The following is a 15,116-nucleotide window of genomic DNA, read 5'->3' on the forward strand; positions in this document are numbered from 1 at the left end:
CTGTTGTCCTGAGCCTTTCCTGGATCCTGGGCATCACGACTCACCTCGGCATCCCCGCCGCGCTCCTGGTCGTCGCGGCGGTTCTCGGGCTCGTCCTGGCCGCCGGCGCGATCGCGTTGGCCGGGATTTGGAAACGGGGGGCGGGGGTCACATAGGGGGCGGATGGTGGGGGAGTAGTCACCGTGTGACAGGGGGCGTTACGGGTGCAGTCCGTGGTCGCGCAGGGGGCCTGTGGTCAGGTCGGCTGCGTGGCATCGGGCGGCGAGTTCGGGGAGGGCACCGAGGGTCGACTTCCAAGCGCCGGGGGCCGCGGTGACGTCGCTGTCGTGCAGGAGGAGCGTCGCGCCGCCCCGGAGGTCCGGGGCGAGGGCCTCCAGGACGGATGAGGGGGTGGCGGCGGCCGTCCAGTCCTTGCCCCAGGCCGTCCACAGGATGGGGCGCAGCCCGTTGCGGCGGGCGGCCAGGAGCGCCTCGGCGCTCAGGGCGCCGTACGGGGGGCGGTACCAGGACGGGGTCACGCCGCAGACGTCCTCGATGAGGTGCACCGTGTCGCGCATCTCCGCGGAGGTGCGGCCGGGGCGGGCCGTCAGGGTGTTGCGGTGGTGCCAGCCGTGCACGGCGATCTCGTGGCCGTCGGCGACGATGCGGCGGCCGAGGGACGGGGTCCGGCGGAGCATCGCGCCGAGGACGAAGAAGGTCGCGCGGAGGTCGAGGCGGTCCAGTTCGTCCAGGAAGAGGGGCGTGGAGGCGGGGTCGGGGCCGTCGTCGAAGGTGAGCGCCACGTGGCGGGGGCCGCCGCGACCGGCGACGCGGGGCGTCAGGCGGCGGACGGGACGGAGCCAGGTCGCCGCGGGCAGGGCGTGGCCCAGCAGGGCGTGGCCGAGCAGGGCGGCGGTCAGGACGGCGCGGCGGGACATGCAGACAGTTTCACCGGGGGGAGCTCAAGGCATGGGCAAACGACTCTTAATTCTGACGGCGGGCATGGGGGCCGGGCATGACGCGGTCGCGGCGGAGCTGGCGCGGCGGATGGCGCGGCAGGACGTCGAGACGAACGTCCTGGACGTCCTCGACCTGATCCCGATCGGGCTCGGCCACGGGCTGCGGCGGATGTACGGGGGGATGGTGCGGTCCGCGCCGTGGCTGTACGAGGGGATCTACCGGGCGTTCTTCGTGTCCCGGCGCCCGCCGCCCGCGTCGCCGCTCACCGCGCTGATCGCGAGCCGGCTGGACGCGCGGATCCGGGAGCTCCCGCCGGACGCGGTCGTGTCGACGTTCCATGTCGCGGCGCAGGCGGCCGGGCGGCTGCGCGACGCGGGCAGGCTGACGGTGCCGTCGATCGTGCTGGTGACCGACTTCGCCGTCCACCGGATGTGGCTGCACGCGGGCAACGATCGCTTCCTGTGCCCGGACGAGCGGTCCGCGCGGACGGTGATGGAGCGGACGGGACGCCCGGCGACCCGGCACGCGCCCGTGGTCGGGCCGGCGTTCCGGCGGAGGCGGGGGGCGGGGGGCGCGCTGCGGGACGCGGCCGGGGCGCGCCCCGGGGACCGGATCGTGCTGGTCTCGGCGGGTGCCTGGGGGGTCGGGCGGGTCGTGGAGACGGCGCGGCGCGTCGCCGCGTCCGGCCGGTACCTGCCGGTGGTGCTGTGCGGGCGGAACGAGCGGCTCCGGGAGCGGGTCCACGGGCCCGCCCTGGGCTGGCGGGACGACATGCCGGCGCTGATGGCGGGCGCGTACGCGCTGATCGACAACGCGGCGGGGCTGACCTGCCGGGAGGCGTTCGCGTGCGGACTGCCGGTGATCTCCTACCGGCCCATCCCGGGGCACGGCCGCGACGGCGCCGAGGCGATGGCGCGGGCCGGGCTGAGCCGCTACGCGCGCACGCCCGGCGAACTGGTCGAGGCGCTCGACGGGCTGCGGGACGACGCCGCGCGCAGGGCTGGGGTCCGGCGGACGGCGGCGCTGTTCGACGCCGTCCCCGCCGAGCGGGTCATACGGGCTGCGCTTGGCTGACGTTGTGCTCCTCGCGCAGCAGCGGGGACCGGGCGATGCCGATGCTGCCGAGGAGGATCAGCGACATGCCGGCGACCTCCAGGATGAGCCATGGCCCGCCGCGGACGTTCTCGCCGAACAGGTAGACCCCGAGGATGATGCTGGCGGCGGGGTCGGAGATGGTCAGCGCGGGCTGCACCGCGACGAGGCTGCCGCTCTGCAGCGCGTTCTGCAGCAGGAAGAGGCTGGCGAGGCCGGCGAGGGCCATGGCGTAGAGCTGCCAGGACGTGAGGACGGTGACGATCCCGTCCTCGAACTCGCGCGTGACCGTGTTCATGAACGCGGCCGTCAGCGCGAACCCGACCGACGTGGTGATGCCGAGCAGCACGGCGCGGGCGGGCCGCTGGATGAGCCACGCCAGCGCGAGGAGCCCGGCGATGCAGCCGAGCGTGCCGACCGTCGCGGTGATCCACGCCCAGGTGCTCGGCACGTGGTAGCTCTCGTCGGGTGCGAGGGCGAACAGCAGCACGGCCAGCCCGGCGGTGAGCAGGACGACGGCGCGCCACGGCACGCGCTTCAGCCCGCGCGGCGGCAGCCACGCGATGAGGATCATGGTGAACGGCAGTTCGACGGCCAGCAGGGGCTGGACGAGCGACAGGCCCGCGATCGACAGCGCCGCCGCCTGCAGCACGAAGGCGGCGATGAGCGCGCCGATGCCGCCGAGCCACATCGGGCTGCGCAGCGTGTCGATGATGAGGCTGAGCTTGAACGCGTCCTCCTGCGGCGCGGCCTTGACGACCCGCCGCTGGAGGACCGACGCGAGGGCGTTCGAGGCGCCGGCGAGCAGCGCGAGCACGATGGGGATCATCCGCACTCCACCCCGTCAGGCGACACGGACGGATGCTCGCCGGGTTTGCCCAGGTACGGCGACCTGCCGAGGACGACGATGCCGCCGACCATGGCCGCGAGCCCGAGCGACTCCAGGGCGAGGTCGGAGACCTCCAGCCGCACCCGCTCCCCGAAGATCACGATGCTGAGCGCGATGCCGGTGAGCGGCTCGGCCGCCGTGGTGGCGGGCAGCGAGATCCGCAGCGGCGCCGCGTCGAAGGCGCTCTGCGCGAACAGCAGCCCGAGGGCGCCGATGAACACGACGCCGTACGGCTGCCAGGTCACCAGCGTGCTGGTGAAGCCCTCGTCGGACACGAGCAGGACGCTGCGGGTCAGCGTGTCCTGGAGCCCGTAGAGCAGCCCGGCGCCGCAGGCCAGCAGCATCGCGCGGACGCGCAGGTCCCGGTGCAGCCCGCCGAACGCGCACAGGGCGACGAGGGCGAGCACGGCCGCGCCCGCGAGCCAGCGCGGCGAGTGCACCCCGGGCAGGTCGCCGCCGTGCGGGACCCCGATCCCGAGGAACAGCGCGACGCCGCCGGTCAGCAGCAGCGACCCCAGCCACTCGTTGCGGCCGAGCCGCTCCCGGTAGATCACGTGCGCGGCGAACAGCGCGAAGATGAGGTTGACGGTGAGGACCGGCGTGACCTCGGCGACGTCGGCGATGTTCAGCGCGAACGCGAAGATGATCTGGCCGAGGATCATCGAGGCGATGCCGGTCAGCCACAGCCGGCTGCGCAGCAGGTCCAGCAGCAGCCGCGGGTGCAGGATCTCCTCCAGCGGCTCGCGGAAGGCCGCGTGCTGCTGAGCCACGAACCCGAGCCCGATGAAGAACGCCGCCGCGACGGCGATGCCCATGCCGAGAATGCTCATCCGAATCCACTGTTTCCCCCGAGCGATCCGTCCGGATCCGCCCTACCCGAGGCCGGGCGGTGCAACCGGGGCCGTGGCGGGGGAGCGGGGCCGCGGCGTGAAAGTCCGGCCACACGCGCCCGTGGCCGGATCCCGTCAGCGCGCCGCTACAGGTCGGTGGCGATGATCTTCTCGATGTTGCGCTCGGCGAGGGCGGTGATCGTGACGAACGGGTTGACGCTCGTGTTGCCCGGGATGAGCGAGCCGTCGATGGCGTACAGGCCCGAGTAGCCGCGCAGGCGGCCGTAGTTGTCGGTGGCCTTGTTCAGGACGGCGCCGCCGAGCGGGTGGTAGGTGAGGTGGTCGCCCCAGATCTTGTAGGTGCCGAAGAGGTCGGTCCGGTAGATCGTCCCCTCCTTGCGGTTGATCTTGTCGAAGATCGTCTTGGCCATGTCGATGCTGGTCTGCTTCCAGGCGGTCTGCCAGTTCAGGTCGACCCGTCCCGCGCCCGCGTTCCAGGAGAACTCCGCCCGGTGCGGGGTGTTGGTGATCGACAGGTAGAACGAGGCGAACGTCTCGATCCCGGTGGGCAGCGGCGCGACCTCGGCGAACGCCCCGCCGGCGTCCCAGTTGTCGATGCCGCCCGTCGGGATGGCCGACTGGAGGCTGCCGGTCGGGTCCCACAGGTGGTTGGCGCGGCCGCACATGACGTTGCCGTTGTCGCCCCAGCCCTTGCCGATCTCGGAGTTGAGGTTCGGCAGCGCGCCGGTCGCCCTGAGCTTGACCAGCAGCTTGCTGGTGCCGACGCTGCCCGCGGCGAAGAACACCCGGTCGGCGGTCACCGTCTTGGTGCCCGTGACGGCCCCGGTCGTGTCGAGCTGCTCGATGGAGACCGTGTAGCCGCCGGTGGACGCGGGCGTCACCGAGGTCACCCGGTGCAGCGGCGAGATGGAGACCCGGCCGGTCGCCTTCGCCTGCGCGAGGTAGGTCTTCTGCAGTGACTTCTTGCCGTAGTTGTTGCCGTAGAGGATCTCCCCGGCCAGCGCCGACCTCGGGACCGCGTTCGCCGCCTCCTGCTTCATGTAGTTGAAGTCGTACACGTTCGGGACGTAGACGAACTCGAACCCCGAGCGCTGGGCGTGCTTGCGTCCGACCCGCGCGTACTGGTAGCAGTCCGTGGTGTCGAACCAGGCCCGGTCGACCTCCATGACGCCGAGGCCGGAGTTCGCCCGCGGATAGTAGATGTCGTACATCTCGTCGGCGTTCACCGACGGGAGGACGCCGCTGAACCGCGAGCGCAGCGGCGTCACCGCCATGCCGCCGTTGACGAGCGAGCCGCCGCCGACGCCGCGCCCCTGGTAGACGGTGATGCCGGCGAACTCCTCGGCGTCCAGGATCCCGGTGTGCCGGGGGACGTCCTTGTCGATCGGGAAGCCGAGGAAGTTGCTGAGCGGCTGCTTGGTCCGGGTCCGCAGCCAGAAGGACCGCTCGTCGGGCGAGGTGGTGTTGGCGAAGATCTTGCCGTCCGAGCCCGGCGTGTCCCAGGACTTGCCCATCTCGACCATGTGCACGTCGACGCCGGCCTGGGCGAGCCGCAGGGCGGCGACGGAGCCGCCGTAGCCGGTGCCGATGATCAATACGGGGACATGGGCCCCGTTGCCGATCGGTCCGGCCGCCGGGGCGGCGGACGCGCCGCGGCTCATCAGCCCCAATCCCAAAATGGAACCGGTTCCAACCATGAAGCCGCGGCGGGACATGCCGCCAGGTCTCCCGTTGTGCATGGCAGAGTCGGTCATGTGACCTCCCTCACTCTCGCTGAGATTGGAACAGGTTCTATATCGAGCCGAGAGGGATGTCACTAGCTACTTAAAAGTAACTTTCCGGTCATCACGCTTGCGTGTTGCCAGGTCACGGATAGTCAACCAAGTGCTTGCTTGGCAAGTGAACGGGGCTTTGTTACATTCCGCCCATGATCTCCGCGATCGTCTGGGGCACCGGCAATGTGGGGCGGCTCGCCCTGCGCGCCGTCGACGCCCATCCGGCGCTGACCCTGACCGGCGTGATCGTCCACGACCCCGCGAAGGCCGGCCGGGACGCGGGCGACCTCGCCGGCCTCGGCCGCGCCCTCGGCGTCGCGGCGACCACCGACATCGACGCCGTCCTCGGCGCCGGCCCGCAGGCCGTCGTCTACGCGGCGTCCGGCGACATCCGCCCGGACGAGGCGCTCGCCGACATCCTGAGGGCGATCCGCGCCGGCGCCGTCGTCGTCACGCCCGCGCTGTACGCGCTCTACGACCAGCGCAACGCGCCCGCCGAGATGCGCGAGGCGGTGCTCGACGCGATCGCCGAGGGCGGCGGCTCGCTGTTCGTCTCCGGCGTCGACCCGGGCTGGGGCAACGACGTCCTGCCGCTGATGATCAGCGGGCTCGGCGGCGTCGTCGACGTCGTCCGCTGCCAGGAGATCTTCGACTACTCCACCTACGACCAGCCCGACTCCGTCCGCTACCTGGTCGGCATGGGGCAGCCCATGGACTACGAGCCGCCCATGCTCGCGCCGACCGTCCCGACCATGGTGTGGGGCGGGCAGGTCCGGCTGATGGCGCGCGCGCTCGGCGCCGAGCTGGACGAGGTCCGCGAGACGCTGGACCGGCGCCCGCTGGACGAGACCGTCACCACCGCGTCCATGGGCGACTTCGAGAAGGGCACCCAGGGCGCGGTCCGGTTCGAGGTGCAGGGCATCGTCGGAGGTGAGCCCCGCATCGTCGTCGAGCACGTCACCCGCATCCACCCGTCCTGCGCCCCCGACTGGCCCGTGCCGCCGGACGGCGACGGCGCCCACCGCGTGATCATCGAGGGCGTCCCGCGCATCGAGGTCACGGTCGAGGCCACCGACGAGCACGGCAACCGCGCGGCCGGCGGCAACGCCACCGCCGTCGGACGCCTCGTCGGCGCCGTCGACTGGCTCGTGGACGCGGACCCGGGACTCTACGACGCGCTCGACGTCCCGCTGCGCCCCGCCGTGGGCAAGCTCGGAGGCGACCGCTCATGAACCTCGACATCCCCGAGGGCAAGGACCCGATCCAGTACGCGTGGGGCGAGATGGTGCCCGGCATCGGCCCGGCCGCGTCCAACCTCTCGCTCGCGGTGTACGCGCACACCACCCTCGGCCTCCGCGAGTTCGAGGCCGCGCGCCTGCGCATCGCGCAGATCAACGGGTGCGTGTTCTGCCTCGACTGGCGGACCGAGCGCGACGGCGAGAAGGTCGAGGAGGAGTTCGCCGGCGCGGTCGCCGACTGGCGCGCCACCGACCGCTTCGACGACCGCACCCGCCTCGCCGCCGAGTACGCCGAGCGCTACGCCCTCGACCACCACGGCCTGGACGAGGAGTTCTGGGGGCGCATGACCGCGCACTACACCCAGCGCGAGGTCGTGGAGCTGAGCATGTGCATCGGCTCCTGGCTGGCGTTCGGGCGCCTCAACCACGTCCTCGGCCTCGACGCCATGTGCGTGCTGCCCAAGCCCTGACGCCCCGGCCGTTCTGAGGCCCGGCCCTCGGGCCGGGCGGGCCGGGGCGCCGCTCCTCCAGCGGGTGCCGGCCGTTCCTTGACCAGAGCTTGACGTGCACCGCGGCGATGTAACATGCTTTCTCTATCAAACATATAGGGAAAGTCTGGGAGAGATGATGCGCGCACGCAAGACAGGGGTCGTGCTGGGGCTGGCCGCCGTCACCCTGGGGGCGGCGGCCTGCGGGGGGTCGGGGGACTCCGGGAAGGTCCGGCTCTCGCTGGTGTCCTACTCGACCCCCCAGGCGGCGTTCGAGGACATCATCAAGGAGTTCCAGAAGACGCCCGAGGGCAAGAACATCACCTTCACCAAGTCGTTCGGCGCCTCCGGCGAGCAGAGCCGCGCGGTGGCGAACGGGCTGAAGGCCGACATCGTCGAGTTCTCCCTGGAGTCGGACATGACGCGGCTGGTGGACGCCGGCCTCGTCGACGCCGGCTGGAACTCGGGGCCGCAGAAGGGGATGGTCAGCAACTCCGTCGTCGTCCTCGCCACCCGCAAGGGCAACCCGAAGAACATCAAGACCTGGGACGATCTGCTCAAGCCCGGCGTCCAGGTCATCACCCCGAACCCGTTCACCTCGGGCGGGGCGCAGTGGAACATCATGGCCGCCTACGGGGCGAAGGCCGACAAGGGCGCCGACAAGAAGGCCGGCACCGCCTACCTGCACGCGCTCTTCAAGAACGTCCCCGTCCAGGACTCCAGCGCGCGCAAGGCGCTGCAGACGTTCTCCGGCGGGAAGGGCGACGTGATGCTCGCCTACGAGAACGAGGCCATCTTCGCCAAGCAGAACAACCAGCCGCTCGACTACATCGTGCCCGACGACACCCTCCTCATCGAGAACCCCGTCGCGGTGACCAAGAAGAGCGCGCACCCGAAGGAGGCCCAGGCCTTCCTGACGTACCTGTACGGCAAGAAGGCCCAGGAGATCTTCGTCAAGAACGGGTACCGGCCCGTCGTCGACGGCGTCCCCGGCGGCGAGCGGTTCCCGAACCCGCCCGGACTCTTCACGATCGCCGACTTCGGTGGCTGGCCCAAGGTCAAGAAGGAGTTCTTCGACCCCAAGGGCAGCATCATGGCGGACGTCGAGAAGGGCATCGGCGTCTCGGTGGAGGGCTAGGTCTTGTCGACCGTCGAGAAGACGCGGGACGCCCCGGCTCCCGCGCCCGGCCCCGCTCCCGGCCGCCGCGTCACCCCGCCCGCGTGGGGCGGCACGGCGGTCGGGGTGGGCACGGCCACCATCTTCCTCAGCGCGGTCGTGCTGATCCCGCTGGCCGCGGTCCTGTGGAAGGGGACCTCGCAGGGGCCCGCCGCGTTCTGGGACGCGGTCACCACCCCGGACGCGTGGGCCGCGCTGAAGCTGACCGTCATCGCCTCCCTGGTGGTCGCCCTGATCAACCTCGTCATGGGCACGTTGATCGCCTGGGTGCTCGTCCGGGACCGCTTCCCCGGCAGGGGCCTGGTCGACCTGCTGATCGATCTCCCGTTCGCGCTGCCGACCATCGTGGCGGGCCTCGTCCTGCTCGCCCTGTACGGGAGCGACAGCCCCGTCGGCGTCTCGCTCGCCTACACGCGGGCCGGGGTCGTCGTGGCGCTGCTGTTCGTGACGCTGCCGTTCGTGGTCCGGACCGTCCAGCCGGTGCTGATGGAACTGGACCGCGAGATGGAGCAGGCCGCCGCCTCGCTCGGCGCCGGCAACTGGACGATCTTCCGGCGGATCATCCTGCCGAACCTCGTGCCGGCCATGCTGACCGGCACGGCGCTGGCGTTCACCCGCGCCATCTCCGAGTTCGGGTCGACGGTGCTGATCTCCGGGAACGTCCCGTTCAAGACGCAGGTCGCCGCCGTGCACATCTTCGGCCAGATCGAGAGCGACAACACCGCCGCCGCCGCGGCCACCTCGACCGCGCTGCTGGCGCTGTCGCTGCTGTTCCTGCTCGGCATCGACATCGTCCGCCGCTGGGGGGCCCGCCATGGCTAAGTACGGACTGCGCCTGATCGTGCTGGCCTACCTGGCCCTCCTGCTGATCATCCCGGTCGGGCTGATCTTCTGGCGGACGTTCCAGGACGGCTTCGGCCCGTTCGTGGAGGCCCTCACCACCCACTCCGCCCTGCACGCCTTCAAGGTGACGCTCGTCGTCGCGGGCTGGGCCGTCGTCCTCAACACCCTGTTCGGCATCCTGACCGCGCTGCTGCTCGTCCGGCACCGGTTCCCGGGCAAGCGGCTGCTCGGCGCGCTGATCGACCTGCCGCTGGCCGTCTCCCCGGTCGTGGTCGGGCTCGCGCTGGTCCTGGTGTACGGCGGCTTCACCCCCGTGGGCGGCTGGCTGGAGGGCAACGGCATCCAGATCATCTTCTCCACCCCGGGGATGGTGCTGGCGACGGTGTTCGTCTGCCTGCCGCTGGTGGTGCGGGCGATCGTCCCCGTCCTGGAGGAACTGGGGGACGAGCAGGAGCAGGCCGCGCGGACCCTGGGCGCCGGCGGCTGGCAGACGTTCCGCCGCATCACCCTGCCCGGCATCCGCGCCGCCCTCGGCTACGGCATCGTCCTCTCGCTGGCCCGCGCGCTGGGCGAGTACGGCGCGGTCGCCGTCGTCTCCGGCCGGACCGTCGACGAGACCCAGACCCTGACCCTGTTCGTCGAGGAGCGCTTCGAGAACTTCGACGTGCACGCCTCGTACGCCGCCGCGCTCGCGCTGGCGGTGATCGCGGTCGCCAGCATGCTGGCGACCCGGCTCCTGCGACCCAAGGACGGCTCCTGATGGCGATCGAAGTCCGCGGTGTGAACAAGTCGTTCGGCGAGGCGCCGGTGCTGCGCGAGGTGTCGGTCGACATCGCGTCCGGCTCGCTGACCGCGCTGCTCGGGCCGAGCGGCGGCGGCAAGTCGACCCTGCTCCGCGTGATCGCGGGCCTGGAGGCCCCCGACGCGGGCACGGTGCTGATCTCCGGCCGGGACGCGACGCGGCTGCCGCCGCAGCGCCGCGGCGTCGGGTTCGTGTTCCAGCACTACGCCGCGTTCAAGCACCTGACGGTGTTCGACAACGTCGCGTTCGGCCTGAAGATCCGCAAACGGCCCAGGGACGAGATCCGGCGGCGGGTCGGGGAACTGCTGGAGCTCGTCCACCTCGACCAGTTCGCCAAGCGGTACCCGGCGCAGCTGTCGGGCGGGCAGCGGCAGCGCATGGCGCTGGCCCGCGCCCTCGCCGTCGACCCCGAGGTCCTGCTGCTGGACGAGCCGTTCGGCGCGCTCGACGCCCAGGTCCGCAAGGAGCTGCGGGCGTGGCTGCGCCGCCTGCACGACGAGGTGCACGTCACCACCGTCTTCGTCACCCACGACCAGGAGGAGGCGATCGAGGTCGCCGACTCGATCGTGGTGCTGGCCGACGGCGCCGTCCAGCAGGTCGGGGCGCCCGGCGAGATCTACGACAACCCGGCCAGCCCGTTCGTGATGCGCTTCCTCGGGCCGGTGACCGAGATCGGCGGGCGGCTGCTGCGCCCCCACGACGTGGAGATCGCGGCCGAACCGGGGCCGGGCACCACCCCCGCCGTCGTCACCCGCGTGGTCCGGCTCGGGTTCGAGGTCCGGGTCGAGTTCCGGATGGACGGCGCGGGGGAGGAGGACATCTCCTGGGCGCAGCTGACGAGAGGAGCCGCCGAGAGGCTGGCGGTGGAAGCGGGCACGGAGGTCCACGTCCGCCCCGCCGCCGAGGCCGCCGTCGTCCCCGCGTCCTGATGTTCGTCACCGCCCGCACCACCTACGCGATGCGCGCCCTGGTCGCCATGGCGGCGGCCGGGCAGGCCACGACCAGCGCCCCGGCGCTGGCCGAGGCCGAGCGGATGCCGTTCAACTTCCTGCAGACCGTGCTCGGCGACCTGCGGCGGGCCCGGCTGGTGGTCAGCCGGCGGGGCAACGACGGCGGGTACCGGCTGGCCAGGCCGGCGGCCGAGATCACCGTCGGCGAGGTCGTCCGCGCCATGGACGCCGGCTTCGCCGCCCGGCGCGAGGAGGCCGGCCCGGCCGACTCCACGGCGCATCTCGACGACCTGTGGCAGGCCGCCGACACCGCCCTGCGCTGGGTGCTCGACGAGACGACCCTGGACGACCTCACCCGCCGCCGCCTGCCCGCCCACGTCCGGGCCCTCGCCGGCATGGCGCGGGCCGCCGGCGGGCCGAACCGCCGCATCGCCATCGTCCAGGACCCGGCCGGCGCCGGGTGAGGGAGATCGCGGAGGAGGCCGGGCCGGTGCCCGTCAGGTAGCCGGCGTCCGCGGCGCGCCCGGCGTCCGGATCAGGAACGTGCCCGCCAGCACCACCAGTCCGGACGCCGCGAGCACGAACTGGCCCGGCGCCAGGCCGAGCGGGGACGCGCCGGCCTCCTTCAGCAGGTCGGCGGCGGCGCCCGACAGCAGCGCCGCGAGCGCCAGCCCGAACCGCAGCACCGCGTGGAACGCCGTCAGCGCCAGGTTGCGCTCCACCCCGCTCAGCGCCTCCTGGAGGTAGGTGATGCCCCCCACCAGGGCGCTCGTCGCCGCGGCGCCGAACACGACGGCCCCGAGGTAGGACCACACGATCGACCCCAGCCCGCCCATCAGCGCGATCACGATGCCCTGCGCGGCCGTCCCGAGCTTGATCTGCGTCATCAGGCTGCCCGCCTTCCGGTGGATCAGCAGCAGGCCCGCGAGCGCGCCCACGCCGAACAGCACCACCAGCAGGCCGAACCCCACCGCGCCCGCGTCCAGGGTGTTCCTGACGAACACCACGCCCAGCGAGAACAGCGCGCCCAGCCCGAGCGCCACCACCGCCACACCGGGCAGGACGCCCCGCACCACGGGCAGCCGCAGCGCCTTGAAGAAGCCGCCCTGCGCCTCCCGCTCGGTGTGCTCCATCTGCCGCCGCTCGGCCGGCCCGGGGCCGAGATCGGGGATCGACCGGATCGCGAAGTACGAGACGACGTACGTCACGGCGTTCAGCCAGAAGACGATGACGTAGCGCCAGTGCCCCTCCCAGCCGGCCATGTTCGACAGCCACAGCAGCAGCCCGAACGCGCCCGCGCCCAGCGGGATCATCCCGTAGGACGTCGCCATCGTGATGCCGTTGGCCAGCTCCAGCGTGCCGGTGTCGTGCTCCTCCTCGTCGTCCTGGATGAGGAACGGGATCGCCGCGTCCCGGGCCGGCAGGAACATCAGCCCGACGACCTCGATCAGGAACGCCCAGAAGTACACCCACCACAGCCACGGCACGACCGGCAGCGCGAACGCCATGCCCGTCCGGATCAGGTCCGACCACAGCATCACGCTGCGCCGCCGCCACCGCGTCACCACCCGCGCCGCCACCGGCGCGCCCACCGCGGACGGCAGCAGCCGCAGCACCAGCACACCGCCCACCGCCGTCGTCGAGCCGCTCAGCTCCAGGACGAAGTACATCAGCGCGAGCGTGCCCATCCAGTCGCCGAAGGAGGACACCGTCTGCCCGACGATGAGCCGCCGGAAGTCCCGGCGGTTCAGCTGCTCCTTGAGTCCCATACGGGCTCCATCCCCGCTCTCGCGCACCGCGACGGCGGATCGAGGCGCGGGGAGTCCGACAGCAGCCCGGCGAGCCGGCCCGCGGCCGCGTCCCAGCTCCAGTTCTCACAGGTCCAGTCGCGGCCGGCCGCCCCCATGGCCGCGGCCCGCTCAGGGGACGCGAGCAGCCGGTGCAGGGTGAGCGCCAGCCCGTCCGGGGCGGACGCGTCCACCAGCACCCCGGTCCGCCCGTCGATGAGCGACGCGGAGCTGCCGCCGGACCGTCCGACCACGACCGGCAGCCCCGCCGCGGACGCCTCCAGCACCGACAGGCCGAGCCCCTCCGCCTGGAGCCCCCGCCGGTCGTCGCGGCACGGCAGCGTGAACACGTCGGCGGCGGCGTAGTAGCGCGGAAGGTCCGCCGCCGACACGAGCCCGGTCAGCGTGACCGTCCCCGGCCCGAACCGGTCGGCCAGCTCGGCCAGCCGCTGCCGCATCGGGCCGTCCCCCACGATCACCAGCCGCGCGTCCGGGCGCCGGCGCACGACGTCGCCCCACGCGCGGATCAGCATGTCGTGGCCCTTGCGCCGGACGAGCCGCGCCACGCTCAGCACCACGGGGCCGGTGCCGAGCCCGTGCCGCCGCCGGACCGCCGAACCGTCCAGGCCCGGCCGGAACCGCAGCGTGTCGACCGCCCCCGCGAGCCGCACCAGCCGCGTCCGGTCCCCGAGGGCGCCCGCCAGCTCCGGCCGGGTCGCCTCGCACAGATGGGTCAGCACGTCGAACGACCGGGCCGCCGCCCGCAGCGCCGCCCGGGTCGGCGGCGCCCGGAACCAGCCCAGCTCCTGCCCGTGCGCGGACCCGACCACCCACCGCACCCCCGCCGCCCGCACCAGCGGCGCGTACAGCCCGAACGGCGCCGCCGCCGTGATCCACCCCGCCTCGACGCGGTGCCGGGCCACCAGCCTCCGCAGCCCCCGAAACAGCAGGTACCCGCGCCGCCGCACCACCGGGAACGCGAGCCCGGCGTCGAAGTCCGCCGCGCCCGGCCGCGCCGGCGCCACCACGACCAGCCGGTCCGCGGGCAGCCGCCGCACCAGCTCCCAGGTGAACGTCTGCACGCCCCCCGGTTCCGGGGGGAAATGCCCGGTGAGCACCAGCGTCCGCGGTATCTCCATGCGCACACGGATTCCCGCCCAGCCGCGCTCCAACCAACGCGCCCCCGCCCCGGCGGCGCGCCGGTACGGGGCGTCGGCCGATGCCGGCGACCGTCTCGCATGCGGAGGCGAAGCACGACTTCGCGGACCCCGGCTCGCGCAAGCCCCTCTGATCCTCCGGCCACCGGGGCGGCCCGCGGGCGGGTCAGGTGACGACGACGGCGTCGTCCGGGGCCTCCTTGTCCTCCGTCCAGCCGTCGTGGCCGGCGTCGGACGTCCAGTGCTTGCCGGCGTAGCGGACCTCGGTCAGCCCGTACGCCTGGGCGTGGGTGACGGCCCAGGAGGCGACCGCCCAGCCTTCGCGGGCGCTCGACGGCTGCACCGAGTTCCACGAGTCGGGATCGGACGGCGCGCCCGCCTTGAGGGAGCCCGGCCCGCTGACCTTGAGGCGGCTGCCGAACGCGCGGCGCATCTCGCGGAGCGCCTCCGGGCGTCGGGACGCGGTCTTCTTGCCCGGCGGGTACCAGCAGCGCGCCGTGGCGGGCTCGCGGCCGGTGAACGCCGTGGCGAGGAGCCGGCCGTCCGGCTCGTGCTGGGCGTAGGCGGTGCCGTCCGCGCTGCGCTGCACCCGCTGCGCCGCGTCGTGCAGGTCGCGGTCGAGGTAGTCCTTGACCTTCACGAGGGCGTCGAAGAACTTGCTCGTCGACTGGACGGGGTCGCGGAGCTTGTCCGGGGTGCCCCAGCCCTGCGAGGGACGCTGCTGGAACATGCCCACCGAGTCGCGGTCGCCGCCGGGCAGGTTGCGGATGTGCGACTCCTGGATCGCCGTCGCGTAGGCGATCACCGCCGCCCGCTCGGGCAGCTGCTTGCGGAACGCGACCGCGGCGATGGTGGAGGCGTTCGCGCCCTGCTCCAGGTCGAGCGGCATCGTCCCCTGGCTCGTCCGCACCTCGCAGCCCGACCCGTGCAGGTACGGGCGCGCCCGGTCGAAGAGCACGAACCCGCCCACGGTGAGCAGCATCACCGCGACGGCCAGGCCCACCGCCCAGCGCAGGCCGCGGCGGTGCCCGCCGCCGTCCGCGCCCTCCTCGGGACGCTCCTTCAACCTCGCCCAAACAGCCACGGCAAGAAGGTACCGGGAATGGGCCACCACTAAGCTCAGGAGGC

The 15,116-nt window shown here is 72.8% G+C and carries 15 protein-coding genes; 8 read left to right on the forward strand and 7 right to left on the reverse strand.

Annotation, left to right across the window (positions count from 1 at the left end; translation table 11 throughout):
• Positions 1–197: 197 nt before the first annotated feature.
• Positions 198–917: a polysaccharide deacetylase family protein gene (locus tag SM611_RS16985; protein ID WP_371950528.1), complete on the reverse strand. Its 720-nt coding sequence runs from the start codon at positions 915–917 to the stop codon at positions 198–200.
• A 31-nt stretch (positions 918–948) separates the two neighbouring features.
• Between SM611_RS16985 and SM611_RS16990 the strand changes: the two genes are divergently transcribed.
• Complete coding sequence (locus SM611_RS16990; RefSeq protein ID WP_371950529.1) at positions 949–2,013, forward strand: MGDG synthase family glycosyltransferase; 1,065 nt, start codon at positions 949–951, stop codon at positions 2,011–2,013.
• On the opposite strand, the gene SM611_RS16995 is transcribed toward SM611_RS16990, so the two are convergent.
• The 3 genes from SM611_RS16995 to SM611_RS17005 form a co-directional block, all read right to left on the reverse strand.
• The gene (locus SM611_RS16995; RefSeq protein WP_371950530.1) at positions 1,991–2,860 is read right to left on the reverse strand and encodes a DMT family transporter; all 870 of its coding nucleotides are present in this window, start codon (positions 2,858–2,860) and stop codon (positions 1,991–1,993) included. The two genes, SM611_RS16990 and SM611_RS16995, sit on opposite strands and share 23 nt — an antisense overlap.
• Entirely contained in the window at positions 2,857–3,750 is an 894-nt protein-coding gene (locus SM611_RS17000) for a DMT family transporter (RefSeq protein ID WP_371950531.1), read from the reverse strand. Before SM611_RS17000 ends, SM611_RS16995 begins: the two co-directional genes overlap by 4 nt.
• A gap of 146 nt (positions 3,751–3,896) precedes the next feature.
• Positions 3,897–5,432, reverse strand: coding sequence for a GMC oxidoreductase (locus tag SM611_RS17005; RefSeq protein WP_371950532.1), 1,536 nt, complete (start codon positions 5,430–5,432; stop codon positions 3,897–3,899).
• 266 nt (positions 5,433–5,698) lie between these two features.
• Between SM611_RS17005 and SM611_RS17010 the strand changes: the two genes are divergently transcribed.
• From SM611_RS17010 to SM611_RS17040, 7 genes are all read left to right on the forward strand, one after another.
• Entirely contained in the window at positions 5,699–6,778 is a 1,080-nt protein-coding gene (locus tag SM611_RS17010; protein WP_371950533.1) for an NAD(P)H-dependent amine dehydrogenase family protein, read from the forward strand.
• A complete protein-coding gene (locus SM611_RS17015) occupies positions 6,775–7,254 on the forward strand; it encodes a carboxymuconolactone decarboxylase family protein (RefSeq protein WP_371950534.1) in 480 nt (159 codons plus the stop codon). Before SM611_RS17010 ends, SM611_RS17015 begins: the two co-directional genes overlap by 4 nt.
• Positions 7,255–7,411: 157 nt before the next feature.
• Positions 7,412–8,410 carry a sulfate ABC transporter substrate-binding protein gene (locus SM611_RS17020; RefSeq protein WP_371950535.1) on the forward strand — a complete coding sequence of 333 codons (999 nt, stop codon included), beginning with the start codon at positions 7,412–7,414 and terminating at the stop codon, positions 8,408–8,410.
• 3 nt (positions 8,411–8,413) lie between these two features.
• On the forward strand, positions 8,414–9,271 hold the full coding sequence (gene cysT / locus SM611_RS17025; protein WP_371950536.1) for a sulfate ABC transporter permease subunit CysT: 858 nt from the start codon (positions 8,414–8,416) through the stop codon (positions 9,269–9,271).
• The gene (locus SM611_RS17030) at positions 9,264–10,052 is read left to right on the forward strand and encodes a sulfate ABC transporter permease subunit (protein WP_371950537.1); all 789 of its coding nucleotides are present in this window, start codon (positions 9,264–9,266) and stop codon (positions 10,050–10,052) included. Before cysT ends, SM611_RS17030 begins: the two co-directional genes overlap by 8 nt.
• Positions 10,052–11,023: a sulfate/molybdate ABC transporter ATP-binding protein gene (locus tag SM611_RS17035; protein WP_371950538.1), complete on the forward strand. Its 972-nt coding sequence runs from the start codon at positions 10,052–10,054 to the stop codon at positions 11,021–11,023. Before SM611_RS17030 ends, SM611_RS17035 begins: the two co-directional genes overlap by 1 nt.
• Complete coding sequence (locus SM611_RS17040) at positions 11,023–11,508, forward strand: RrF2 family transcriptional regulator (RefSeq protein ID WP_371950539.1); 486 nt, start codon at positions 11,023–11,025, stop codon at positions 11,506–11,508. The genes SM611_RS17035 and SM611_RS17040 overlap by 1 nt, the downstream gene beginning before the upstream one ends.
• Before the next feature lie 33 nt (positions 11,509–11,541).
• On the opposite strand, the gene SM611_RS17045 is transcribed toward SM611_RS17040, so the two are convergent.
• The 3 genes from SM611_RS17045 to SM611_RS17055 form a co-directional block, all read right to left on the reverse strand.
• Positions 11,542–12,813 (reverse strand): MFS transporter, encoded by a 1,272-nt coding sequence (locus SM611_RS17045; RefSeq protein ID WP_371950540.1) that lies wholly within the window; start codon positions 12,811–12,813, stop codon positions 11,542–11,544.
• A complete protein-coding gene (locus tag SM611_RS17050) occupies positions 12,792–13,970 on the reverse strand; it encodes a glycosyltransferase family 4 protein (RefSeq protein ID WP_371950541.1) in 1,179 nt (392 codons plus the stop codon). Before SM611_RS17050 ends, SM611_RS17045 begins: the two co-directional genes overlap by 22 nt.
• A gap of 184 nt (positions 13,971–14,154) precedes the next feature.
• Positions 14,155–15,072, reverse strand: a complete 918-nt coding sequence (locus SM611_RS17055; RefSeq protein ID WP_371950542.1) for a hypothetical protein — start codon at positions 15,070–15,072, stop codon at positions 14,155–14,157.
• Positions 15,073–15,116: the final 44 nt, after the last annotated feature.

Origin of the sequence: Actinomadura monticuli, from assembly GCF_041463655.1 — a bacterium.
Lineage (GTDB): Bacteria > Actinomycetota > Actinomycetes > Streptosporangiales > Streptosporangiaceae > Spirillospora > Spirillospora monticuli.